The following is a 22,796-nucleotide window of genomic DNA, read 5'->3' on the forward strand; positions in this document are numbered from 1 at the left end:
CCGAGATGAAAATGCAACAGACCCGGAAGATGCTCGCCTCTCATTCTTTAATGATGCGGCAAATATGACACATTTATGAATACATTACGTTTCTTTTTTCACAACTCTTATAATTTGACATATAATTTATACGCATAAATTCTGAGTAATATTATTATAGTAAATTATCTATTTTGATACCCAATATTCGATCGTATCGTATATGCATTTATATTCGTTTCATTTTCGTCTTTTATTTTTCTGAGCCGGCCGCGGTGCGCGCGGCGGCGTGCGCTGTCAAGCCCGGCGGACGCATGGTTTCGTCTTCTGCAAGGCTCGGTTTCCCAACTGGAGCAAGACAGGGACGTTCCCGAGGGAGGACAATGCGCGATCAAGAAAGAACCGGAATGGACATAGCCATGGACCAGATCTCCCTCACCGAGCGCGATGCCATCGGAATCGGGATGCCCGACCTGCGCACGATCGATTGCGACCCCGATTTCTGGTACCCGGTGGCGTGGTCGCACGAACTCAAGGCCGGCAAGACGATCGGCACCCGCTATGCCGGCCAGCCGGTCGCACTGGTCCGCCCCACCGAGGGCGAGGTCTTTGCGCTGGAGGATCGCTGCGCCCACCGGCAGGTGCCGCTGAGCAAGGGCACCGTGAAGGGCCAGGCGGTGCAATGCTGCTATCATGGCTGGGCGTATGGCCGGTCGGGGCGCTGTATCGACGTGCCCTATCTGGGCAAGGGCAAGCTGCCCAATGGCGTGCGCACCTATCCCTGCCGCGAACAGGGCGGGCTGATCTTCATCTTCCCCGGTGATCCGGCCCTGGCGGATTCCGTCCCCATGCCCATGCTGGCGCATGTCGGCGACCCCGATTTCCGCACGCGGCGGTTCGGGCCCCGCGTGGCCTGCCACTATACCTTCATGCATGAGAACCTGATGGACATGAACCATCAGTTCCTGCACCGCCGCCAGATGGGCCAGATCCGCGCGCGCTTCCTGGGCCAGGACCGGGGCGAGAATTTCGTCGAGGCCCGCTACAGCTTTGCCCGCACCGATACCCACCAGCCGCTGGCCGAGGCGCTGATCTTCGGCCGCCACCGAGACCTGAAGGGGCGCGAGCAGCCGGTCGAGGAAGTGGTGACGGTGCGGACCGAATATCCGTACCAGACGCTGCGGATCGTCGACAAGGATGGCGACCTGATGATGGATCTGTGGGTGGCCTATGTGCCGCAGAGCGCCGACCAGCGCACGACCCGCGCCTTCGGCCTGCTGTCGGTGCGGCGCCCGAAGATTCCGTTCCTGATCGACCTGATCTGGCCGGCGCTGGCGGTGTTCACCAACCGGATCTTCGAGGAAGACCGCGAGGTGGTGGAACTGGAACAGCAGGCCTGGGACGCCCAGGGCGGCGACCGGAACCGCGAGGTCTTTCCCGTGGTCAACCATCTGCGCGCGCTGCTGGCGCGCAGCGGGCGGCCGGGGCAGGCGGCCGGGGCCAGCCAGGCCGTTTTCTCCTGACCCTGCCCTGACCCTGCGCGCCTGCCCGCGACCGGCCGCGTCGGGGCAGGCTTATGGGGCCTCGCGGGCCAGGAAGGACGCGACCTCGGCCGTCAGCCAGTTGCGGAAGCGCGCGAATTGCGGGCGGTTCCAGTTGCTTTCGGGCGCGATCAGGTAATAGCCGCCGATGAACACGCGACGGAATGCCTGCCCCGGCACGGTGACCCGCACCAGGGTCCCGCGTTGCAGATCGTCCGACGCCAGGAAGATGTTGGCCAGCGAGATGCCCTGCCCGTGCCGTGCCGCCGCCAGCGTGATGCTGGCATGCCCCAGCCGCCCGAACGGCACGAACGAGGCCGGGCTGACCTTGTGGCCCGCGAGGAAGAGATGCCATTCGCGGCTGTCTTCCGCCTCGATCAGCGGCTCGCCCAGCAGGTCGGTGATCGTGCGCAGGCGCCCTTCGACCTCGGCCGCCAGGACGGGACTGGCGACCGGGAACATGGCGGGCCGCGCCAGCAGCACCTTCTTGAAGCCGGCAGGAAAACTTTCCAGATCCTGGTCGCGCAGGTAGCGGATATCGGCATGCAGGTCGTCGCGATCGAAATCGGGAAACCGGTCGAACGGCCGCACCACGAGGTTGATCGACGGCTCGCTGCGCCGGAAGGCGCCGACCCGCCCCGCCAGCCACAGCGAGGCGAAGCCCGACACGCAGCCGATGCGGATCGAGTCCTCCATGCGCGGACGCAGCCGCTCGGTCGCGCGGGACAGCCCGTCCAGCGCCTCGGTGATATCCTTGTGATAGGACAGGCCCTTCTGCGTCAGCGTGCCGCTGGCCCGGTCGATCAGCGCCACCCCGACCCAATCCTCCAGCGTGCGCAGGTGGCGCCCGACGATCGTGTGGCTGACGCCCAGATATTCGGCCGCCTTGCGTACGCCGCCGGTGCGGCCATAGGCATCGAAGGCGCGCAGCGCCCCGAAGGGTGGAAGAAGTAGCCGTTTCTTCGTCGACACGATTCAATCCGCCGGGCTGTCCGGCGGAATCTTACGGGGCGGCGACCGGCGCTGTAAAGCGATTGGAAACCCAGGGTTCCCACCCGCGAACAGGAAGTCACCTTCGCGACGGGCCGCTTCGCCCTCTACCCTGGGCCCGGCATTTCCGTCAGCGAACCGGGACCATGATCATGAACGACCAAGAGTTGCGCGAAGACCTGGCGGCGGCCTACCGGCTGATTGCCCTGTTCGGCATGAGCGACCTGATCTACACGCACCTGTCCGTGCGCCTGCCCGGCGATGGAAACCGCTTTCTGGTCAATCCGTATGGCTGGCTGTTCGAGGAAATCACCGCCAGTGCGCTGGTCGAGGTCGATGCCGACGGCCAGCCGGCCCAGCCTTTGTCCTTTCCGGTGAATCCGGCGGGTTTCGTCATCCACTCCGCCATCCATCGCGCGCGGCACGACGCGGCGTGCGTGATGCACACCCACACGCTGGCGGGCATGGCGGTCGCGGCCCAGACGCAGGGCATCCTGCCGCTGAACCAGATCAGCATGGAATTTACCGACCATATCGCCTTCCATGCGTACGAAGGCATCGCCGCCGACGACAATCTGGGCGAGCGGGAGCGGCTGGTGCGCGACCTTGGCGCGCATCCGGCGATGATCCTGGAAAATCACGGGCTGCTGACCGTCGGCGCCACGGTGGCCGAGGCCTTCTATCGCATGTACTATCTGGAGCAGGCCTGCCGCATCCAGATCGCCGCGCAATCGACCGGCGTGCCCCTGAGCCTGCCCGGCGCCGCGACGCTGGAGCGCACCCATGCCCAGTTCGCGAACGAGCCCGACAAGGGCCGGCTGGTGTGGACGGCGCTGCGGCGCAAGCTGGACCGGGAACAGCCCGACTATCGAAACTGAGCGGCCGACACCGCGCGGCGCCCGTTATCGCCGCCCATATCCGTACCGTACCGGATTATCGCGCCCGCGCCTGACCTTCGATCCGGCGCGACGCGCGCATGCGCTGGGTGGAAACTTCTGGTTTCCATGCGCGAAGAAAAAGTCGCTTCCGAAACATTCTCGACCGATGATATCGTCAATCGTAATGAAATGGCTCTTCTCTCCATTTCTAAATAAATCCAAAGAAACACGCGCCCAATACGGTCATTTCTTTCTATTCGCCGACTATTCCGCGGAACGAGACTATGCAGGCCGGATGCGGCCAGATACTTCGCCCCCAGGAGGTCCTGTCATGCGATCACCGATCATTCCCCGACGACGGCTGCTGATTTCCGGAACCATGATCGCCTGTACCGGCATCTGGGCCCCGGCCCCCGACAGCCGGGCCGCGACCCAGGCCGCGACGCCCGCCACCGGCCATGCGCGCCCGGCCGCGCCGCCTGCCCACACCGTATCCGGCCCGGCCCCGCGCACCGCCCCCCGTGCCGCGCCGGCGGCCGAGACCATTTCGGTTACCGGCGGCATCACCACCCCCACCGGCGTGCGCAACACCACGCCTGGCGGCGGCATGATGCCGGTGCAGACCGCGCCGAAATCCCGCAGCGAGGTCACGCGCGACTTCATCGCCAAGAAACCGTCCAACACCACCGTGCAGGCCATGCTGGCCAGCATGCCGGGCGTGTCCTATGCGCGCTCCGATCCCTATGGCCAGATCTCGCGCGGGATCATGGTCCGGGGGCTGAACTACACGCAGGTCGGCTATCTGGTGGAAGGCGTGCCGCTGACCGACGGCGTCTATCTCAGCCCCGATGCCATCGGCGGCAGCCCGGACATGGAAAACGTATCGTCGGTGGCGCTGACACAGGGTTCGCCCGACATCAGCAGTCCGGCCTATTATTCGGTGGGTGCGGAAATCCGCACCACGCTGCGCGATCCGGCACGCACCGCCGGCGGCCTGCTGGAATCCAGCTACGGCACCTGGAACATGAAGAAGGAATTCGCCCGGATCGATACCGGCGAAATCGGCCATACCGGCGTGCGGGCCTTCATGTCCTATTCGTGGAGCTACAACCAGTTCTGGCAGACGCCCGGCTCGCTGATGCGCCACCATGTGGATGCCAAGGCGATCAAGGAATGGGGCCATGGCAACAGCGCGGGCCTGACCTTTTTATGGGGGCATTATACCTCGGCCGGCATCAACGCCAACGGTTCGGCCACGCCCACCAAGGCCGCGTTCGAAAAGCTCGGCACCTCTTCTCTATATTACAACACGAACTACGCGCCCGGCGTCGGCAGCTACTGGCAACTGGCGCGCCTGCGCAACGACGTGCTGTCCATCATCGCGCCGGTGCATCTGAATCTGGGCGGCGGGTTCAAGCTGTCGGCCACGCCCTATTTCATCAACTGGGACAAATGGACCAACTATGGCGAAGCCATAAGCCAGAAGAACAGCTATTACGGAACCCATCTGGTCGGGCCGCTCAGCCTGCCCGATGTCGGCCCCAACGGCAAGCAGACGGTCGAGGTCGTCGATCCGCAGCACCAGCATACGCTCAGCCTGATGACGGACCTGGCCTGGACCCGTGGCCACAATACGCTGCGCGTCGGCTACTGGTACTCCTACCTCGACATGACCGAGCGCGCCAATTACGCCGCGACCAGCAAGCAGGGCCTGCCGGCCAATGCCTGGGGGCGCTTTGGCGTGACCACCGCCGACGGGCAGGTGATGTCGGGATGGGACATCGTGTTCCGCCAGCAGACGAACGCCATATTCATCGAGGATACGTTTACGGCTTTCAACGACCGTCTGAAACTGAATGCCGGATTCAAGGAGGTCATGATGCAGCGCTGGGTCAGCAACCTGATCCCCGGTGCCGCGACCTACAAGAACGGCGCGAACTATGCCGAACCGCTGCCGCAGGTCTCGGCCAGTTTCGACATCACGCCCAACGACCAGATCTATGTCAACGGCACCACCAGCTTCAAGGCGCCCGACCGCAGCGAAGCCTATATCGACATCTATGACGCGGCCTCGCCCATTCCGATCCAGGGCCATCCGCAGGACATGAAGCCCGAATATGCGATCGGCGAGGAGCTGGGCTATCGCCATAGCGGGCTGGTGCATGTGTCGGCCGCCCTGTTCAACTACAACATGGTCAATCACGACGTGCTGTCGACCGCCTTCGTCGGCGGATCGCTGGTGACGGCGCCGATCATCCTGGGCGGGCAGACGATCCGTGGCGCGCAGCTCGAGGTCGGGCTGCGGCCGTGGCATCATTTCAGCCCCTATGTCTCGGGCTCGTACGTCCACGCCACCACCGACAATGATTTCAAGGTGGGCAATGACGTGCTGCCCACCGCCGGCAAGATCGCGGTGAACACGCCCGCCTTCACCGGCGCGATCGGGCTGGCCTATGATGACGGCACGTATTTCGGGAATTTCAACCTGAACTATATCGGCCGCCGCTACAGCACCTTCATGAATGACGAGAGCATTCCGGGCTATCTGACGTCGGACGTGACGCTGGGCTACCGGCTGCCCAATGTCCATGTCGCCCACGCCACGCTGTACCGGCCGCAGATCCAGCTGAACCTGATGAATATCGGGAACAATCTCTACTACGCCCAGACGGCGGGCCTGACATCCAACGCGCACACCATGACGGGCCTGCGCGGCACCACCATCGCGGGCAAGAGCCCGACCTACCAGATCGGCGGCGGCTTCGCGATCGCCGGCGCCGTCACGGTCGGGTTCTGACGGGGAAGGCGACGTGCGCAACAGACAGGAACCATCCAGCCCATGACAGACGATATCATGACACCGGAAATGCGTGACGCCCGCTACGTCATGCACCCGCTGACCGATGCCCGCGCCAACCTGCAAAGCGGGCCGCTCATCATCGACCGGGGCGAGGGCATCCATGTCTACGACCTGGCGGGCAACCGCTATATCGAGGCGATGGCGGGCCTGTGGAGCGTGGGGCTGGGTTTCAGCGAGCCCAGGCTGGTCGCGGCCGCGACGCGGCAGATGGAACGCCTGCCCTACTACCACCCTTTCAGCCAGAAAGGGCACGGACCGATGGTGGATCTGGCGGAGCGGCTGGTGACGATGGCGCCGGTGCCGATGAGCAAGGCGTTCTTCACCAATTCGGGCTCCGAGGCCAACGACACCGTCATCAAGATGCTGTGGTATCGCGCGAACGCGCTGGGCCAGACGCAGCGCAAGAAGATCATCAGCCGGCAGCGCGCCTATCACGGCATCACCATCGCGGCCGCCAGCCTGACGGGCATACCGGCCAATCATACCGGTTTCGACCTGCCTCTGCCCGGCTTTCTGCACCTGACCGCCCCGCATTACCGCCGTTTCGCGCGGCCGGGCGAAAGCGAGGAGGATTTCGCCACCCGCCTGGCCGCCGAGCTGGAAGAGCTGATCCTGCGGGAAGGCCCGGAGACCATCGCCGCCTTCTTCGGCGAGCCGGTGATGGGCGCGGGCGGCGTGATCGTGCCGCCGCGCACCTATTGGGAAAAGATACAGGCGATTCTGGAACGATACGAAATTCTTCTGGTCGCCGACGAAGTGATCTGCGGCTTCGGCCGCACCGGCCGGATGTTCGGCTGCGAGACCTATGGCATCCGCCCGGACGTGATGGTGCTGTCCAAGCAATTATCGTCGTCCTACCTGCCGATTTCCGCCATCCTGCTGAACGGGCGAATGTTCGAGCCGATTGCCGACCTGACGCATACGATCGGCACGTTCGGCCACGGCTTTACCGGCGGCGGCCACCCCGTCGCCGCCGCCGTGGCGGTCGAGACGCTGCGCATCATCGACGAGCGCGACCTGGTGGCGCGCGCCGCCGAAGCCGGCGCCTGGATGCAGGAACGCCTGGCCACGCTGGCCGACCACCGGCTGGTCGACGAAGTCCGGGGCGTGGGCCTGATGGCGGCGGTGGAACTGACGCCCGCGCGCCTGGCCGACCCGGCGGCGTGGCCCACGGGCGCGCTGGGACGCCGCGCCGCCCAGTTGCTGCAACAGCAGGGCGTGATTTCGCGCGCGATGGGGGACACGCTGGCCTTTTGCCCGCCGATGATCATCGACCGCGAGGGAATCGACGCCATTGTCGCGGCCCTGCGCACCACGCTCGATCTCTGCCTGAAGGAAGCGACGCCATGACCGATCTGTGCGATCTCGACGCCACGACCCTGCTGGCGCTGTATGCCGCCGGCGATACGTCGCCGGTCGAGGTGACCCGCGCGGTGCTGGCGCGCGCCGATGCCATGCAGGGGGTGCTGAATCCGTTCGTGCGCGTCGATGCCGACGAGGCCCTGGCCGCCGCCGACGCGTCGGCGCGGGCGTGGCGCGCCGGCCTGCCGACCCGGCCGCTGGAAGGGATTCCGGTATCGGTCAAGGACACCGCCATGACGCGCGGCTGGGTGCTGGGGCGCGGGTCGCGCCTGTCGATCGGCCAGGCGCCCGCCACGGAGGATGCCCCGTCCGTGGCGCGGCTGCGCGCCGCGGGGGCGATCATCTATGCCTGCACCACGACGTGCGAGAATGGATGGAAGGCGGTGACCGACAGCCCGCTGACCGGCATCACCCGCAATGCCCACGACCCGGCCGTCAGCCCCGGCGGCAGCAGCGGCGGCGCCGGGGCGGCGCTGGCGTCGGGCTGCGGCCCGCTGGCGCTGGGCAGCGATGGGGGCGGATCGGTGCGCGTACCCTCCAGCTTCAGCGGCGTCTTCGGCATGAAGGGAACCTTCGGGCGGGTGCCGCAATGGCCGATCGGGCCGCATTATTCCGATATGGCGCATTACGGACCGATGGCGCGCTCGGTCGCCGACGCGGCGCTGATGCTTTCGGTGATGGAGGGATATCACCCAAGGGACCCGTACAGCTTCCCGCCCGCGCCGCCGGGCGCCTTTCTGGCCGGGCCGCTGCCGCTTTCGGGCCTGCGCGTGGGCGTGGCCGAGGATTACGGCTGCCTGCCCGTCGACCCGGATGTACGGGCCGTCTTCCGCGCCAGCGTGGCATTGGCCGAGCTGGTGGGCGCGACCCTGGTGCCGGTGCCGGATTTCGAGGATTGGCGGCCCACCTACCGCACCTTATGGCAGGCCGGGGCGTGGCAGGCGCTGCGCCGCCTGCCGCCCGAACGGCTGGAGCTGGTCGATCCCGAATTCCGCACCGAGGCCTTCAAGGGCGCGGCCATCGCGACCGGCGACCTGATCGACGCGCAGATGCGGCGCATTACCTACCGGCAGGACGCCGCGCGCCTGCATGAGACGATGGATGTGGTGCTGTCGCCCAGCGTGTCGGTGCTGCCGTTCACCGCCGGGCAGACGGTGCCCGACCCGTCCTGGCCCGACTGGCTGGAATGGGGGGGCTTTGCGTTCCTGGCCAACATGACGGGGCAGCCGGCGGCGTCCCTCCCCGCCGGGTTCTCGGCCTCGGGCCTGCCGGTCGGCGTGCAGGTGACCGGCCGCTGGCAGGACGATGTGACCGTCATGCGCGTCTGCCACGCCCTGGAAGGGCTGCTGGTGGAAGGGCGCCGCGCGCCGTCGCAACTGGTGGAGCGGCTGGGCGACTGACGACACGCAAGCAGGAACAGGGGAGGCCCGCCAATGGGTATCGCGTTCGGAATCGTCGGACTGTTCTGCGCCGGGCTGGTGGTGCTGCTGCAGGCCAGTTACCGCAAGGACCGCTCGTTCTCGGATTACGCGGTCGGCGGCCGGTCGTACGGGGCGTGGCTGCAATCCATGTCGTTCCTGAATAGCTGGTGGCCCGGCGGCATCCTGCTGTCGCTGACCGGCATGGCGCTGGGCAGCGGGGTGGTGGCCTTCTACATGCCGATCTACAGCCTGCTCACCGTGCTGCTGATGTATGTGATGGCGCGGCGGGTGTGGCTGTGGGGGGCGGCGAACGACCTGAAGACCCAGGCCGACCTGCTGCGGCTGCGCTATGATTCCACGGCGCTGGCGGTCACGTCCTCGGTCATCAGCGTGCTGTCGATCATGCCCTGGCTGGTGCTGGGCTTCAAAGGGCTGGGCGCGATGTTCTCCGCCCTGTCGATGGGGCGGCTGACGGCGGGACAGTCGGTGGCCTGCGGCGTGGCGCTGATCCTGGTGCGGCAGGTCTGGACCATCCGCATGGGCATGCGCGGCCTGGTCATTTCCGACATGTACCAGGGCATCGTCGCCTATGTCGGCGGCACGGCGCTGATCCTGGGGCTGATCGCCTGGATGGCCGGCCAGGGCCTCTCGCCTTCCCATCTGCCCGCGCACATGCTGCGCGTGCCGGGCGTGGGCGGCAATGACGGCGGGCCGCTGACGCTGTTCTCGATGATCCTGACCGGCACGCTCGGCGGCTGGTGCTGGCCGCCGATCTTCGTGCGGCTCTACACCGCCGACAGCGTGCGCAGCATGCTGCGCGCGGGCGTGTTCAGCGCGCCGCTGTCGATGCTGTTCTCGATGGCGCTGGTGGTGATGGGGCTGATGGCCGCCGCCCTGCCCGGCCTACATGGCGAGGCGGACATGGCGTGGTTCGAGGTGGCGCGCCTGGCGGCCGGGCCGGTGGGGCTGGGCCTGGCCGGCACGGTGATGCTGGCGGCGACGATGGGCGGGGTGGATGCCATCATCCAGGCCATGGGCACGCAGGTGGCCAACGACATCGTGGGCGCGGGGCGGACCCTGCCCTACCGGACGTCGATCCTGACGGCGAAGGGAACCATGGTCGTCGCCACCGCGCTGGCGGCCGGGATCGCCTGCCTGCCCATCGCGCATCTATCGATGCTGGCGCTGCTGTCCTATCAGGGGATCATCCAGGTTGCGGTCGCGCAATATGGCGGGCTGTTCTGGCGCCGGGGCACCGCCGCCGCCGGCATCGCCGGCATGGTCGCGGGCTTTGCCACCGCCATCGTGCTGGAAACAGTCTTCCACGGCGCGGCGGCCCATGTCGGGGGGCTGAGTTCGGGCGTGATCGGGCTGGCGGTCAATGCCGCCACCTATGTCGCCCTGTCGCTTCTGGCCCCCCATCCGGCGGCCGAGACCCGGCGCGTGGCCCGGCTGTTTGCCGGCGCCGATACCAGCCGGCGTGACACCGCGCCCCCCATCGCCCTGGCGCAGGGAGACGCCGCATGAGCCCCGCCCGCCCCCGCGCCACCCTGGTCGTGGCGTGGATGATCGGCAATCTGGCCGCCGCCCTGCTGCCGCCGGTCTATCTGGCGCTGGGCACCGCCGCCCCGGTCCTGCCGGGTCTGCCGGGCTCGATCGTCTATTTTGCGGTGCTGGGCCTGTCGATCGTCCTCTGCCTGCTGGCCGCCTATCGCGACGACGAGAAACGCGGCTATTTCGCTACCTGCCGCCTGCCCGAGCGGAGGGGAGACGAACCGCCCGCCCCGCCTTGACGCCCGGGGGGAAAGGGCGCGATGGAAGACCATGCTGATCCGCCCCATGATCCCGGCCGATTTCGATGCGGTCTGGCCCGTCCTGCGCGACATTGCCCGCGCGCGCGAAACCTATGCGCTGGACCCCGAACTGGACCGCGCGGCGGGCTGGGCCCTGTGGGGCGAGGCGCCGCGCGCCACCTTCGTCGCCGAGCGCGATGGGGCCATTCTGGGCAGCTACTACATCAAGCCCAATGCCGCCGGGCCGGGCGACCATGTCTGCAATGCCGGCTATATCGTGGCGCCGGCGGCGCGCGGGCAGGGTGTGGCGGCCGCGCTGTGCGCGCATTCGCTGGCCGAGGCCGCGCGGATGGGATTTGCCGCCATGCAGTTCAACATGGTGGTGGCCAGCAACCAGGTTGCGGTGCGGCTATGGCGCCGGCATGGATTCCTGATCGTCGGCACCCTGCCCGGCGCCTATCGCCACGCCACGCTGGGGCCGGTGGACTGTCATGTGATGTACCGCCAACTGGACGATCAGGCTGTTTGAAAAGAAGCCTTTGAAATATCAGGATGGTTCGGGAGCTGGCATGCCGGCGGCCGGACGGTGGACGGCCATGCCGGATAGCACGCTGGCGCAGACCAGCAGCATCGCCGCGATTTCGAGCGCCGTCGGCAGGCGCTGGTCCCACAGGAAACCGTAGAGAAGCGCGAACAGGGTTTCGAACAGGATCATCTGTCCCGCCAGCGTCAGCGGCAGCAGGCGGCTCATGCGGTTCCAGAAGGCATTGCCCACGATCGACACCAGGAGGCCGCTGCCGGCCGCCACGGCCACGAACCGCGTCCAGTCCCATCCGCCGGGCGTGCCCGGCACCCCGAGCAGGAAGGCCGGCCCCGCGGCCAGCACCGCCAGGATGAAGGTGGCGACCCCGGTCAGCAGGTTCCAGTCCTGTGCCGAGATGTGGCCCAGCCGCGCCAGCCAGCGCTGGTTGCTGACGGCATAGGCCGCCCAGGACAGCATCGCGCCCAGGGCGCACAGCCAGCCCAGCAGGGACGCCCCCGGCGCCGGGCCAGCCATGCCGATCGTCCCCCAGCCGATACAGCCTATCGCCGCCAGGCTGAACAGCAGCGAGGGCGCGAGCCGCCCCAGCGACACAGCGCCGTCGTCACGGCTGCCGATCAGCGTCAGCACCGTCGGCAGCAGGCCGATGATCAGCGAGGTGGCGGCGATCCCGCCCAGCCGCACCGCATAGGACAGCAGCACGTAATAGAGGATGTTGCCCAGCAGGCCGAGCACGAACAGGGCCCGGATTTCCCGCGCCCCGACCATCGCGCGCACCGTCGGCCAGCGCGGCGCCAGCGCCAGCAGCGAGAACGCGCCATAGGCCAGATAACGGCCGATCGAGATCTGCACCGGCGTGAAATCGCCCGCCAGCGCCGGTGCCAGGAACGCCAGCCCCCAGAACGCACCGGCCGCCACGCCGTATCCCAGCCCTGCCCCGAGTCCGGTCGTCACGACCCGCCCCCGGCATGCCGCCTGCAACACTGCCCCATGCCGCCGCTCAGTCCGCGTTCTCGGCGAAGGCCAGCCGGTTTCGGCCCGCCTGCTTGGCCGCGTACAAAGCCTTGTCCGCCCGCGCCAGAACCTGCTCGCCGTTCCTGTCGGTGGGCAGCATCGGGGCAATGCCGATGCTGACCGTCAGCGAAATGGCAATGTCCTCGAACCAGGCCTGCGTGTCCGCGATCTCGGCCCGCAGGCGGTCGCCGATGCGGCCGGCTTCCTCCATGCCGAGATTGGGCAGGCAGACGGCGAATTCCTCGCCCCCCATGCGCCCGGTCATGTCGTTGGAGCGCAGGACGGAACACATGATGGCGGCGACATGGCGGATCACCTCGTCGCCCGCCGCGTGGCCGTACCGGTCGTTGATCGATTTGAAATGATCGACGTCGATCATCATCACCGCCACCCGCTCGTGCCGTTCCTGCACCAGGGCGGACCAGGTCTTTTCCATGCGTTCCAGGAAAGCCCGCCGGTTTGCCAGGCCGCTCAGATGGTCCAGCCGGGCCAGGTCGTGAAGCTGCTGCTCCATTTCCATGCGCTCGGTCACGTCCGTCACCAGCCCGTGCCACAGCGTGTCGCCATCCGGCAGCCGGGCCGGCCGGGCGTCGATCTGCCGCCAGCAAAGTCCCCGCACCGGCAAGTCGACACGGAAGATGCATTGCCAGGACACAAGATCGCGTTGGGATGCATCGAGCGACGCATGATACATCGCCCGGTCGTCGGGATGGATACGATCATGAATCGCCGCGGTGCTGATCGCCACATCTTCGGCCGTCAGCCCGAAGATCTCGCCGATGCCGGAACTGACATAGGTCATGCGGGCCGCGCCGTCGGGCGCGCGCCGGGACTCGAAGATCAGCCCGGGGATCTTGTTGGTCAGGTTGGCAACCAGGTCGGTCGTCTGCCGCAGCCGCTCGGACATGAGATGGGTGGACGTGATGTCGGCGGTCGTGCCGACCATGCGCAGCGCCCGGCCCCGTTCATCGCGGCTGATGACCATGCCGCGGCTCAGCACCCATTTGTAGTTGCCATCCTTGCAGCGCAGCCGGTGCTCGACCTCGTAGACCGATGTGCGTCCGTCGAAATGATCCTGCAGGGTCGCCTGGACATAGGCCAGATCGTCGGGATGCACGCGGCTGTAGCTGTCCTCTACCCGTGCCGAGATCTCGTCGCGCGCATAGCCGAGTATTTCGGCCCAGCCGGCTGAATACCTGATTGTACCGGCGATGACGTCGCGGTCCCATATGCCGGTCCCGCTCCCCTCGATCGCCAGTGCCATGACGTCATGAAAATCGTCCACCATGCGCCATCAAACCCCGTCCATCCCCCGTTAACTTTCATAGCCGACCTTGGCCGCCTCGGGAACCGGGTGGCAGCCATGTCCGGCTACGGTAACAATCAGGCCCCCTCCGCCGCCCGGACGATGGCGCGGCCGGCACGGATCGCGGGATGCAGGGCGGTGAAATAGGCGTCCGCTCCGGCGACCGCCGTGATCCGGTGCCGGTCCATGTCGGCACGCAGATAGGGCGAAACGCGGCCGAACAGCACGCGCACGCCATGCCCGTGCAGTTCCGCCAGCAGGTCGCGCAGCGTGCCGGCGGCCGAGAAATCGAGATCGGTGATCGCGCTGGCATCGACGATCAGGCAGCGCAGCCGGGCGGGCGCGCTGTCGGCCAGCAGCCGCGCATCGTCCGCGAAACGGGAGCAGTTGGCATAGAAGAGGTCGGCGCCGAACCGATAGATGATCAGTCCGGGCTCGGTCTGCATGCCCCGGCCGACCGGTACCGGCTCCAGCATGCCGGTGGCGTCATCCACCAGCAGCACCATGCTGTGCGGGCGGTAGCTGTGGCGGACATGGCGGAACAGCGACAATGCGATCGCCAGGAAAATGCCCTGTTCCACCCCCACCCCCACCACGGCGGCGGCGGTGGCCAGGGCCAGTTGGAATTCGCCGGGGCTCTCGCGGCGGATATCCAGCAGGCCGCGCCAGTCGATCATGCCCGCCGCGACGGCGAAGACGATGGCGGACAGCACGCAGCGCGGCAGGTCGCGCAACGGCCCGGTCAGCACCAGCAGCACGAGCAGCGTGGCCAGCGCGAAGACAAGCTGCGCGCGCTGGCTGCGCGCGCCCGCCCGCAGCGCCATCGCCGTCTGGGTGGGGCTGCCATTGACCACGAAGGTTCCGGTCAGCGCGGCGGCGGCATTGGCGGCGGACAGGCCCAGTATGTCGGCGTTCTCGTCCACCTCTTCATGACAGCGCAGGGCGAAGGCGCGCGAGGTGGCGGCGCTCTGCGCGATGATCACCACCACGCAGGAGCCCGCGACCGGCAGCAGGGCCAGCATCTGGTTCCACGTCACGTTCGGCGGGCGCAGCGACGGCAGGCCGCCGGCGATCGGGCCGATGACCGCCACCCCGTGCCCCGCCAGGTCCAGCGCCCGGCTGGCCGCGATGGCGCCCACCACCGCGACCAGCGCCATCGGCGCGCGCGGCAGCAGGCGGCTGCCCGCCAGGATCAGCGCCACCACCAGCAGCGACAGCCCGGCACACAGGACGCTGGCCCCCGGCAGCCCGCGCACGACCTGCAGCAGTTGCGCCAGCGGATTATGCGCCGGGGCCGCCACGCCCAGCATGTCGCGCGACATGGCGATGCAGACCTGTACCCCGACCCCGGTGAGGAAGCCGACCAGCACGGTACGCGAGAAGAAATCGGCCAGGAAGCCCAGCCGGAACAGCCGCGCCCCCAGTAGGAACGACGCCACCAGCCACGCCACCGCGCCGACCAGCGCCACGTAGCGCGGGCTGCCCGCCGCCGCCATGCCCGCCAGCCCGCTGGCGATGATGGCGGCGGTAGCGGAATCGGCCGCCACCACCAGATGCCGCGACGACCCCAGCAGGGCGAAGGCCACCAGCGGCAGCAGCACCGTATACAGGCCCGTGACCGCCGGCATGCCGGCGATGGCGGCATAGCCCAGGACCTGCGGAATGTTCATCGAGGCCAGCGTCAGCCCGGCCAGCGCGTCGTGCCACCCGCCGGGCGCGCGCAGGGCCGCCGCCGCCCTGGGCTCCTGCGTCTTGGGCCCCTGCGCCCGCAGGCGTGCCAGCAGGCCCCCAGGCGGCGCGGCCTCGTCTCGCGGCCCGGCCTTGTCTCCCGGCCCGGTTCCGGCCGTCATGATTCAGACCCCTCCATTCCCCGCCGGCAGGCGCCCGGCGGCGATCGCCGCCCGGAACGCCGCCCAGTCGCGGTGGGTCTGTGCGGCATAGAGCAGCGAGAAGCCGCCGATCGCATCGGCAAAGGCGCGGCCCCGGCCCAGATAGGCCGACAGCGCCACCACATCGCCGGTGCGGGCATGGGCGCGGGCCAGCGTGCGGCCGCAGAGCGGCGCGTAATCGGCCAGCCCATCCTGCGCGACTTCGGTACCGATGGCGGCCAGGCGGGAATCCTTGAGGCGGCGGACATAGAATTGCCGGCCGGCGCCCGAGAGATCGTGATGCGCATCCTCGGCCTCGTCCTGCGTGTGGGTCCAGCCCAGGAAGACGTCCGACGCCGCCTGCATCATGCGCTGGCCGGCCACCACCCGCTGCCCCTGGTTGCGGAAGGCCGAGACCCCGGCGAAGGGTGCGAGCACGGAATCCTGTGCCTCCTTGATCTGCAGCAGCAGGCTGTCGCCATCGGCGGTGGTGAACAGGCCGATGGCGCAGAACGTGCCGACGCTGCCCACCCCCACGACCTTGAAGACCACATCGCGCAGGCGGTACTGCGCCAGCAGGATCGCGCGCTCGGGCGGCTGGGTGGCGACATAGCGGGCGAAGGCGCCGCGCACGATCTCGTCATGCTCGGGCAGGCGCATCACCAGCGGCGGCTTTTCGCGCAGAGACGGCGTGCCGCCATTGTCGGCCACCAGCCCGAAATGGCGGCGCGCGCTGTCCATCCGTTCGGCCAGCAGCGTCCCCGCGCGCCGCCGCGCCCGTTTATCGTCGAATGAAGCGATCGCGGCGGCGAGGTCGATCCGGTTGGTCCAGATCTCCAGCGGCGTCAGCGGGGCCAGGCGCGCCATCTCGGTGGCGTAGGCCTGTGCCGCCAGAACGGCCAGCGCGCGCGCCGCCTTGTCCGACAGGCCGGCCTCCTGCCCCGCCAGCACCAGGGATGCCCCCAGGCGCTTGATGTCCCATTCGAAGGGGGCGGGCAGGGTTTCGTCGAAATCGTTGATATCGAAGACGGGCGCGCCCTCGGGCGAGGCATAGGCGCCGAAATTGGCCAGGTGGCAGTCGCCGCAGCCCTGCACGCGCGGGCCGGTCCAGACCGTCTGCGCCAGGTCCGCCGCCATCACCGCCGCCGCGCCGCGCAGGAAGGCGAAGGGCGAAGCCGCCATGCGCTGATGGCGGATGGGCAGCAGGCCGGCGATCCGGTCCGCCCCCTGCCGTTCCAGGATCGCGACCGGGTCGGCGCGGCCGGGCGGCGGCGTCCAGTCGGCATGGGCGCCGCGCGGCAGGCTATGCCGCAGGGCGCGGCCGCCGGCATGGCGTTCGCGCCGGGTGGAGAGGGCGGCGGCCCGGTTCAGGGTCGGGAAATCGGCAGGATAGACAATCATTTCCCGATCCTTGCAGGTCGCAATGCCCCCGTCACGTGCGAAAACCGCGCCCCTTCGTCCGCAACCAGCAACCCGTCATCATGTCGTTTCGAACGGTCCGCCCGGCCCTTCGTTTCAGACGGACCAGACATGCCGCGCGTCCAGAACCAGGCCCTGAAGCCAGCACAGCCCGGCATCGTTCCTGTTCGCGACGGGGGACAGCAGACGGATCTCGCGCGGCCCCACGATATCGGGCAGGCCGGCAACACACAGCCCGGTCATCTCGCGAAACGCATGGGCGATATATTCGGGCACCACGGCCACCGTCCGCGCCTTTCGCAGAAACAACGGAAGATGCCCGAAAGACGGCACCACCGCGCGGATGGTCCGGCTGAATCCCAGATTGCGCAGGGCATGGTCGAACACGCTGTGCTGCCGCGCGCCTTCGATCAGGATCTGATCCCACTGGCAGAGTTCCTCGAGCCGCAGGATCTCGGGCAGAGTGACGAATTCCGGGTCCCCCACGCACACCATGCCGTATGACGCCAGGGACAGCGCGACGCAATCAGGCCGCGTCAACGGATAGATCGTGACGGCAAGGTCGATTTCCCGGCGCTCCAGCGTCAGGTTCATCGTATCGGCCGGAACGGCCCGGGCCGTCAGCGTCACATTGGGCGCCACCTCCCTGATTTTGGCCATCAGGTACGGTCCAAGCGCATAATCCAGGCCGCCATCGCAGCCGACCACGAAGCTGCGCGACGAAAACGCCGGATTGAACTCGCCCCGCTGCCCCAGCGCGCCGCGCAGCGTATCGACGCATTCCTCCAGGACCGATGCCATCGTCGTCGCCCGGGAGGTCGGCTGCATGCCGTAGCGCGTCCTGACGAACAGCTCGTCACCGCAGAGGGCGCGCAGGCGCCGCAGGGAGGCGCTGACGGCCGGCTGGGTCAGGGCCAGCCGCACCGCCGCGCGACTGACGCTGCGCTCATGCCACAGGGCGAGGAACACCTGGGCCAGATTCAGGTCCATCCGCGAGATATTCATAAGATTTATAATAAAGCAGAAAACTCGTTATTTGACGATCCCTTTCGAAATCAAAACAGTATGCGACGGAAAAATTCTCACCTGCCCGCCCGTTCCGCCAGAAGGAGGACCTTCCCTTGTCCCGCACGCCCAGCCCCCTCCTTGCCCTGCTCCTTGTCTCGACCACCCTGATTTCCGTCACGGCGCAGGCCCGCGTGCCGTACGATTCCAGGCACGCGCCCCCTCATCCGCTTTCACGCCACGCCACGCCGGCCACCGCCGCGGCGGCGACGGCAACGGCCCCGGCGGCGGCGGCGGCGGCGCATAAGCTGCCCGCCGGTATCCAGGCTGCCAGGGGCGAAGACGTTTCAGTCACCGGCGGCATGCGCACGGCCAACGGCGTGACCAACACCACGCCCGGCGGCGGCCTGATGGCGCGGCAGACCCTGGCACGCTCGCAAAGCACGGTGACGCGCGACTTCATCGCCAAGCAGGCGCCGACCGGCAACGCGATCGCCATGATTGCCGCCTTGCCGGGCGTCATTTCCGCCAGCACCGACCCGCTGGGCCAATCGAACACCGCCATGTCGATCCGTGGCCTGCAGCAGGCGGAAATCGGCTTCGTCTATGAAGGAATTCCGCTGAACGACAGCATCAACTACACGCCCTATACACAGGCGATGGTGGATACCGACAACATCCAGTCCGTCACGGTCGCCCAGGGCGCGCCCGATATCGGCGCGCCGGTCTATAACGATGTCGGCAGCCTGGTGACCGTCGTCCTGCGCGGCCCGCAGGATCACCGGGGCGGCATGGTCGATTTCAGCTTCGGCTCGAAATCCCTGCAGCGGGAATATATCCGCTACGACACGGGCGAGATCGGCCATAGCGGGGTCAAGGCATTCGCCTCCTTCTCCTCCACCACCAACGACCAGTGGCGCGGATCGGGCGTCTTCAGGAAATATCATGTCGATTCGAAACTTATCAAGAGCTGGGGCGAAGGCAGCAGCGCGGGCCTGACCTTTTCCTACGACAACTGGCAGCAGGGCAATTATCGCCCCGTAACGCTGGCACAGTGGCAACAGTATGGGACATCCTTCAACTATACGAAGGAATATTTCCCGGGAAATACGAACTGGATCGGCCTGCAGCAGTACCAGCGCCGCTCGACCGTGCTGATCGCCCCCATCAAGCTGAAGCTGAGCCGCTCCACGACGCTGGACGTCACGCCTGCCTATATGAACTATTCCGAATTCTACTTCGGCGGCGTCACCATAAAGAACAGGGGATCGTATTTCGGGAACCAGGCCATTCCCGACCTGAACCTGCCCTACCAGACCCATGGCGTCATGACCGCCTCCAGCATCAACCCCGTCCCGCAGAAGACGGGATTCCTCAACGCGGCCCTGACGTGGAAGGCGGGAACCAACATTTTCCGCGCCGGATATATCTACAGCTATATCGCCCTGGAAGAGCCCATCTACTACGCGCCCGTCGGTTATGACGGCAGCATCGCCAACCGATATAGCAGATACATGGTCACCCTTCCCGATGGCCGCGAGTACAGAACGCTCGACATGAATTTCAAGCATCAGATGAACGAGATCTTCATCGATGACGAGCTGAAGCTTCTGGGAGGCCGGCTGACGCTGGATGCCGGATTGCGCTATCTGATGATCACCCGCTGGGCGACCAACCTGATCCCCGGCGTCACCCACTACAATGTCGGTGGCAGCTATTCCCAGCCCCTGCCCCAGCTTTCCGCCAGCTACCAGATCACGCCCAACGACCAGATCTATATCGACGGAACGACCTCCTACCGCGCGCCTGCCTCCGTTCAGGTCTATGGCGAGGTCTTTTCCACCTCCAGCCCCAATCCGGCCTCGAAGCAATCGTCGCTCAAGGGCGAATATGCGATCGGCGAGGAAATCGGCTATCGCCACTATTCGACGGTCAACGTCGCCCTTTCGCTGTTCAACTACAACATCACCAACAACCAGATTACCTCGTCGCAATATATCAACGGCATTCCCCTTCCCTCGCCGATCGAGGCGGGTGGCAAGACGTCGCGCGGCGCGCAGGGCGAAATCGGCCTGCGCCCCTGGCATCACTGGAGCCCCTATGTCTCTGCCCAGTACCTGCACGCGACGACGGACAACAATATCATGAAGGGCAACGACCTGCTGCCCACGCGCGGCAAGCGCGCCGTGCAGAGCCCCGAATTCTCGGCCGCGGTCGGGATTTCGTATGACGATGGTTCGGTCTTCGGAAACTTTGCGTTCAATTACGTGGGCTCCCAATATTCCACGATCATGAACGACGAGAAGATCCCCGGCTACGAGACCGCCAACATCACGCTCGGCTATCGCATGCGCAAACTGTGGTTCGCCGAGCATCCGCAGTTCCAGCTCAACGTCGTCAATATCGGAGCCAGGAACTACCTGTCCGGGTTCCAGAGCATCTCCACCAACGCCAAAGCCACCCGGGGCATTTACGGCACCACCATTGCCGGTTCCTCGCCGCTTTACCTCAGCGCCGGCGGCGTGGCCGCCATCGCCTCGCTCAGCACCGGCTTCTGATTTCATTCAAGGGTTCAAGACGCACCATGTCTCGATTTTCCTTCCTGGGCCTTGCCACCATGCTGGCCTCGACCGCCCTCGCCACCCCCTCCCTGGCCGCGTCCGGCCCCTGGCCGACCAGTGAGGGGCGCGGAGCCTGCGCCGTCACCAAGACATCGGACGTTCCGGCGAAGATGCGCGACGGCACCATTCTCCGCGCGGATGTCTACACCCCGGCCACCAGTGGGAAGGTGCCCGTCCTGCTGATGCGCACCCAGTACGGCAAGGAGGCCGCGCAGGTGCAGCCTTCGCGCTTCCAGTCACCCGCCTGGTTCGCGTCGCAATGCTACATCGTCGTTGTCCAGGACATCAGGGGACAGGGAAAATCCGGCGGTACGTTCTACGAATATCGCTATGATCGCGACGACGGGTACGACACCGTGCAATGGGCAGCCGCGCTGCCGGGCGCGGACGGGCAGGTCGCGATGTACGGCTCGTCCTATGTCGGCGCGACCCAGTGGCTGGCCGCCACCGCGACGCCGCCGGCACTGAAGGCCATCATCCCCTCCAACACGGGCGACGATTATTACGATGGCTGGAGCTACGAGGACGGCGCCTTCCGCCTGGCCTTCGTCACGCCCTGGATGATGGAGACCATCGCCTCGTCCGCCGCCGCCAATCGCGGCGACAAGGAGTTGTCGAAGGCGCTCTTCGCCGACGGCAAGAACCCGTCTACCTGGCTGTCCTTCACGCCCTACGCTGCCTTCCCGCCGCTCCATCCGGAAAGGCCCGAGGTCGCCCCCTATTTCTACGATACGGTCGCCCACCCGACACGCGACAGTTTCTGGGAGGCGTTCCAGATCCGCACCCATTACGACCGCGTCACGGTACCCGTCCTGGCCTTCGACGGCTGGTATGACTCGTTCCTGACCGGCGCCATCAACAATTTCAACGGCATGAGAATGTCGGGCGGCAGCGCGCGGGCGCGCGCCAACCAGCGCCTCGTGCTCGGCCCGTGGGAACATATCGGCTGGGGACGCCCCGACGCGGTCGTCAGCCCCATGCTGAAGGATATCGGCCCCGTCGCCAACAGCCCCGTCAACGAACTGACCGTCCGCTTCCTCGACCATGTGCTGAAAGGCAGGGATAACGGCTACACCGACGGTCCGCGCGTCGATTACTTCACGATGGGCGAAAACCGGTGGCACACGGCAACGTCCTTCCCCGTCGCGGGCACGCAGTACCGCACCTGGTATCTGGGCAGCGAGGGACGGGCGAATTCCTCGATGGGCGACGGCAGCCTGACGCCGGACAAACCCGCCGGCTCCCCGTCCGATCACTTCCTCTACAATCCCGCGAACCCCGTTCCCAGCCTGGGCGGTCATTCCTGCTGCGCCTGGACGTCGGGGCCGCAGGGCCAGTTCGACCAGTCCGCGATCGAGCAGCGTCCCGACATCCTGGTCTATACCAGCGCCCCCCTGAAGGAGGCGCTCGATGTCACCGGCCCGATCACGGTCGACCTGTTCGCGGCGACGGACGCGAAGGATACCGACTTCACGGCGAAGCTGATCGACGTCCTGCCCGATGGCCGGGCGATCAACCTGAACAACGGCATCATCCGCGCCGCCTACCGGGATTCGCTCAGTCATCCGACCCCGATCGTTCCCGGCAAGGTCTACGAATATCACATCAAGGTCTGGCCGACCTCCAACTTGTTCAAGCCGGGCCACCGGATAAGGCTGGAAATTTCCTCCAGCGATTATCCGCAGTTCGCGCCCAACCCCAATACAGGGGAGCCGCTCGCCACGGCGCGCACGGCGGTGATCGCCAACCAGACCATCTGGCATGACGCAACGCACCGTTCGTCGGTCATCCTGCCCGTCCTGCCGGCAACAATCGCAGGCGACGGCGCGGACCATCCGCCACAGGACTGACGCCGCCCGGTGCGCGGCGCCGGGGGACGGGCCTCAGTCCCCCGGCGCGTTCTGGTCCACCAGCCGCCGGATCGCATCCAGATAGGCGATGAAGGCGGACCGGCCGCTGTCTGTCAGTATCAGCCGCGTCAGGGGGCGCCGGCCCGCGAAGCCCTTGTCCTGCACCACATAGCCCGCATCCTCCAGCTTGCGCAGATGGGTCGACAGATTGCCGTCGGTCACGCCCAGATGGGTGCGCAGCGCCGTGAAATCCGCCATTCCGGCCGAGGACAGATAGGCCATGATGCCCAGCCGCACGCGGCCGTGGATCACGTCGTCGATCTGCCCGATATCGAAATTATCCATGAT

General features: G+C 66.8%; 17 protein-coding genes. 10 read left to right on the forward strand and 7 right to left on the reverse strand.

What is annotated here, in order from left to right; genetic code table 11:
* Positions 1-398: 398 nt before the first annotated feature.
* Positions 399-1,502 (forward strand): aromatic ring-hydroxylating oxygenase subunit alpha, encoded by a 1,104-nt coding sequence (locus HLH36_RS00995; protein ID WP_182984650.1) that lies wholly within the window; start codon positions 399-401, stop codon positions 1,500-1,502.
* 51 nt (positions 1,503-1,553) lie between these two features.
* Here the strand turns inward: HLH36_RS00995 and HLH36_RS01000 are convergent, their stop codons facing one another.
* A complete protein-coding gene (locus HLH36_RS01000) occupies positions 1,554-2,492 on the reverse strand; it encodes a LysR substrate-binding domain-containing protein (protein WP_182984651.1) in 939 nt (312 codons plus the stop codon).
* Between the two features lie 164 nt (positions 2,493-2,656).
* Between HLH36_RS01000 and HLH36_RS01005 the strand changes: the two genes are divergently transcribed.
* The 7 genes from HLH36_RS01005 (at position 2,657) to HLH36_RS01035 (ending at position 11,353) form a co-directional block, all read left to right on the forward strand.
* Complete coding sequence (locus HLH36_RS01005; RefSeq protein ID WP_275943741.1) at positions 2,657-3,388, forward strand: class II aldolase/adducin family protein; 732 nt, start codon at positions 2,657-2,659, stop codon at positions 3,386-3,388.
* A gap of 331 nt (positions 3,389-3,719) precedes the next feature.
* Complete coding sequence (locus HLH36_RS01010; protein WP_246376271.1) at positions 3,720-6,185, forward strand: TonB-dependent receptor; 2,466 nt, start codon at positions 3,720-3,722, stop codon at positions 6,183-6,185.
* Between the two features lie 42 nt (positions 6,186-6,227).
* Positions 6,228-7,598 carry an aminotransferase gene (locus tag HLH36_RS01015; protein WP_182984653.1) on the forward strand — a complete coding sequence of 457 codons (1,371 nt, stop codon included), beginning with the start codon at positions 6,228-6,230 and terminating at the stop codon, positions 7,596-7,598.
* Positions 7,595-9,010, forward strand: a complete 1,416-nt coding sequence (locus HLH36_RS01020; RefSeq protein WP_246376272.1) for an amidase family protein — start codon at positions 7,595-7,597, stop codon at positions 9,008-9,010. Before HLH36_RS01015 ends, HLH36_RS01020 begins: the two co-directional genes overlap by 4 nt.
* A gap of 33 nt (positions 9,011-9,043) precedes the next feature.
* A complete protein-coding gene (locus HLH36_RS01025) occupies positions 9,044-10,558 on the forward strand; it encodes a sodium:solute symporter family protein (RefSeq protein WP_182984654.1) in 1,515 nt (504 codons plus the stop codon).
* Complete coding sequence (locus HLH36_RS01030; RefSeq protein WP_182984655.1) at positions 10,555-10,824, forward strand: hypothetical protein; 270 nt, start codon at positions 10,555-10,557, stop codon at positions 10,822-10,824. Before HLH36_RS01025 ends, HLH36_RS01030 begins: the two co-directional genes overlap by 4 nt.
* 31 nt (positions 10,825-10,855) lie before the next feature.
* Positions 10,856-11,353: a GNAT family N-acetyltransferase gene (locus HLH36_RS01035; RefSeq protein WP_182984656.1), complete on the forward strand. Its 498-nt coding sequence runs from the start codon at positions 10,856-10,858 to the stop codon at positions 11,351-11,353.
* Positions 11,354-11,371: 18 nt separating this feature from the next.
* On the opposite strand, the gene HLH36_RS01040 is transcribed toward HLH36_RS01035, so the two are convergent.
* The 5 genes from HLH36_RS01040 to HLH36_RS01060 form a co-directional block, all read right to left on the reverse strand.
* Complete coding sequence (locus tag HLH36_RS01040) at positions 11,372-12,319, reverse strand: EamA family transporter (protein ID WP_182984657.1); 948 nt, start codon at positions 12,317-12,319, stop codon at positions 11,372-11,374.
* Positions 12,320-12,365: 46 nt separating this feature from the next.
* The gene (locus tag HLH36_RS01045) at positions 12,366-13,667 is read right to left on the reverse strand and encodes a sensor domain-containing diguanylate cyclase (protein WP_182984658.1); all 1,302 of its coding nucleotides are present in this window, start codon (positions 13,665-13,667) and stop codon (positions 12,366-12,368) included.
* A 95-nt stretch (positions 13,668-13,762) separates the two neighbouring features.
* Entirely contained in the window at positions 13,763-15,535 is a 1,773-nt protein-coding gene (locus HLH36_RS01050) for a SulP family inorganic anion transporter (RefSeq protein WP_182984659.1), read from the reverse strand.
* Between the two features lie 3 nt (positions 15,536-15,538).
* Entirely contained in the window at positions 15,539-16,954 is a 1,416-nt protein-coding gene (locus tag HLH36_RS01055) for a DUF2252 domain-containing protein (RefSeq protein ID WP_182984660.1), read from the reverse strand.
* 114 nt (positions 16,955-17,068) lie between these two features.
* Positions 17,069-17,962, reverse strand: a complete 894-nt coding sequence (locus HLH36_RS01060) for a LysR family transcriptional regulator (RefSeq protein ID WP_246376274.1) — start codon at positions 17,960-17,962, stop codon at positions 17,069-17,071.
* Positions 17,963-18,093: 131 nt separating this feature from the next.
* Here HLH36_RS01060 and HLH36_RS01065 point away from each other — a divergent pair, with 131 nt between their 5' ends.
* Positions 18,094-20,535, forward strand: a complete 2,442-nt coding sequence (locus tag HLH36_RS01065) for a TonB-dependent receptor (protein WP_246376276.1) — start codon at positions 18,094-18,096, stop codon at positions 20,533-20,535.
* Between the two features lie 26 nt (positions 20,536-20,561).
* The gene (locus HLH36_RS01070) at positions 20,562-22,448 is read left to right on the forward strand and encodes a CocE/NonD family hydrolase (RefSeq protein ID WP_182984662.1); all 1,887 of its coding nucleotides are present in this window, start codon (positions 20,562-20,564) and stop codon (positions 22,446-22,448) included.
* Between the two features lie 33 nt (positions 22,449-22,481).
* On the opposite strand, the gene HLH36_RS01075 is transcribed toward HLH36_RS01070, so the two are convergent.
* A complete protein-coding gene (locus HLH36_RS01075; protein WP_182968309.1) occupies positions 22,482-22,793 on the reverse strand; it encodes a winged helix-turn-helix domain-containing protein in 312 nt (103 codons plus the stop codon).
* Between the last annotated feature and the right edge of the window lie 3 nt (positions 22,794-22,796).

Source organism: Gluconacetobacter aggeris (assembly GCF_014174395.1).
Lineage (GTDB): Bacteria > Pseudomonadota > Alphaproteobacteria > Acetobacterales > Acetobacteraceae > Gluconacetobacter > Gluconacetobacter aggeris.

What these genes read in the sequence shown, in the direction of transcription:
- HLH36_RS00995 (WP_182984650.1), top strand. Translation starts at nt 399, where the DNA reads ATGGACCAGATCTCCCTCACCGAGCGCGATGCCATCGGAATCGGGATG.
- HLH36_RS01005 (WP_275943741.1), top strand. Translation starts at nt 2,657, where the DNA reads ATGATCATGAACGACCAAGAGTTGCGCGAAGACCTGGCGGCGGCCTAC.
- HLH36_RS01010 (WP_246376271.1), top strand. Translation starts at nt 3,720, where the DNA reads ATGCGATCACCGATCATTCCCCGACGACGGCTGCTGATTTCCGGAACC.
- HLH36_RS01015 (WP_182984653.1), top strand. Translation starts at nt 6,228, where the DNA reads ATGACAGACGATATCATGACACCGGAAATGCGTGACGCCCGCTACGTC.
- HLH36_RS01020 (WP_246376272.1), top strand. Translation starts at nt 7,595, where the DNA reads ATGACCGATCTGTGCGATCTCGACGCCACGACCCTGCTGGCGCTGTAT.
- HLH36_RS01025 (WP_182984654.1), top strand. Translation starts at nt 9,044, where the DNA reads ATGGGTATCGCGTTCGGAATCGTCGGACTGTTCTGCGCCGGGCTGGTG.
- HLH36_RS01030 (WP_182984655.1), top strand. Translation starts at nt 10,555, where the DNA reads ATGAGCCCCGCCCGCCCCCGCGCCACCCTGGTCGTGGCGTGGATGATC.
- HLH36_RS01035 (WP_182984656.1), top strand. Translation starts at nt 10,856, where the DNA reads ATGCTGATCCGCCCCATGATCCCGGCCGATTTCGATGCGGTCTGGCCC.
- HLH36_RS01045 (WP_182984658.1), bottom strand. Translation starts at nt 13,667, where the DNA reads ATGGTGGACGATTTTCATGACGTCATGGCACTGGCGATCGAGGGGAGC.
- HLH36_RS01050 (WP_182984659.1), bottom strand. Translation starts at nt 15,535, where the DNA reads ATGACGGCCGGAACCGGGCCGGGAGACAAGGCCGGGCCGCGAGACGAG.
- HLH36_RS01055 (WP_182984660.1), bottom strand. Translation starts at nt 16,954, where the DNA reads ATGATTGTCTATCCTGCCGATTTCCCGACCCTGAACCGGGCCGCCGCC.
- HLH36_RS01060 (WP_246376274.1), bottom strand. Translation starts at nt 17,962, where the DNA reads ATGGACCTGAATCTGGCCCAGGTGTTCCTCGCCCTGTGGCATGAGCGC.
- HLH36_RS01070 (WP_182984662.1), top strand. Translation starts at nt 20,562, where the DNA reads ATGTCTCGATTTTCCTTCCTGGGCCTTGCCACCATGCTGGCCTCGACC.
- HLH36_RS01075 (WP_182968309.1), bottom strand. Translation starts at nt 22,793, where the DNA reads ATGGATAATTTCGATATCGGGCAGATCGACGACGTGATCCACGGCCGC.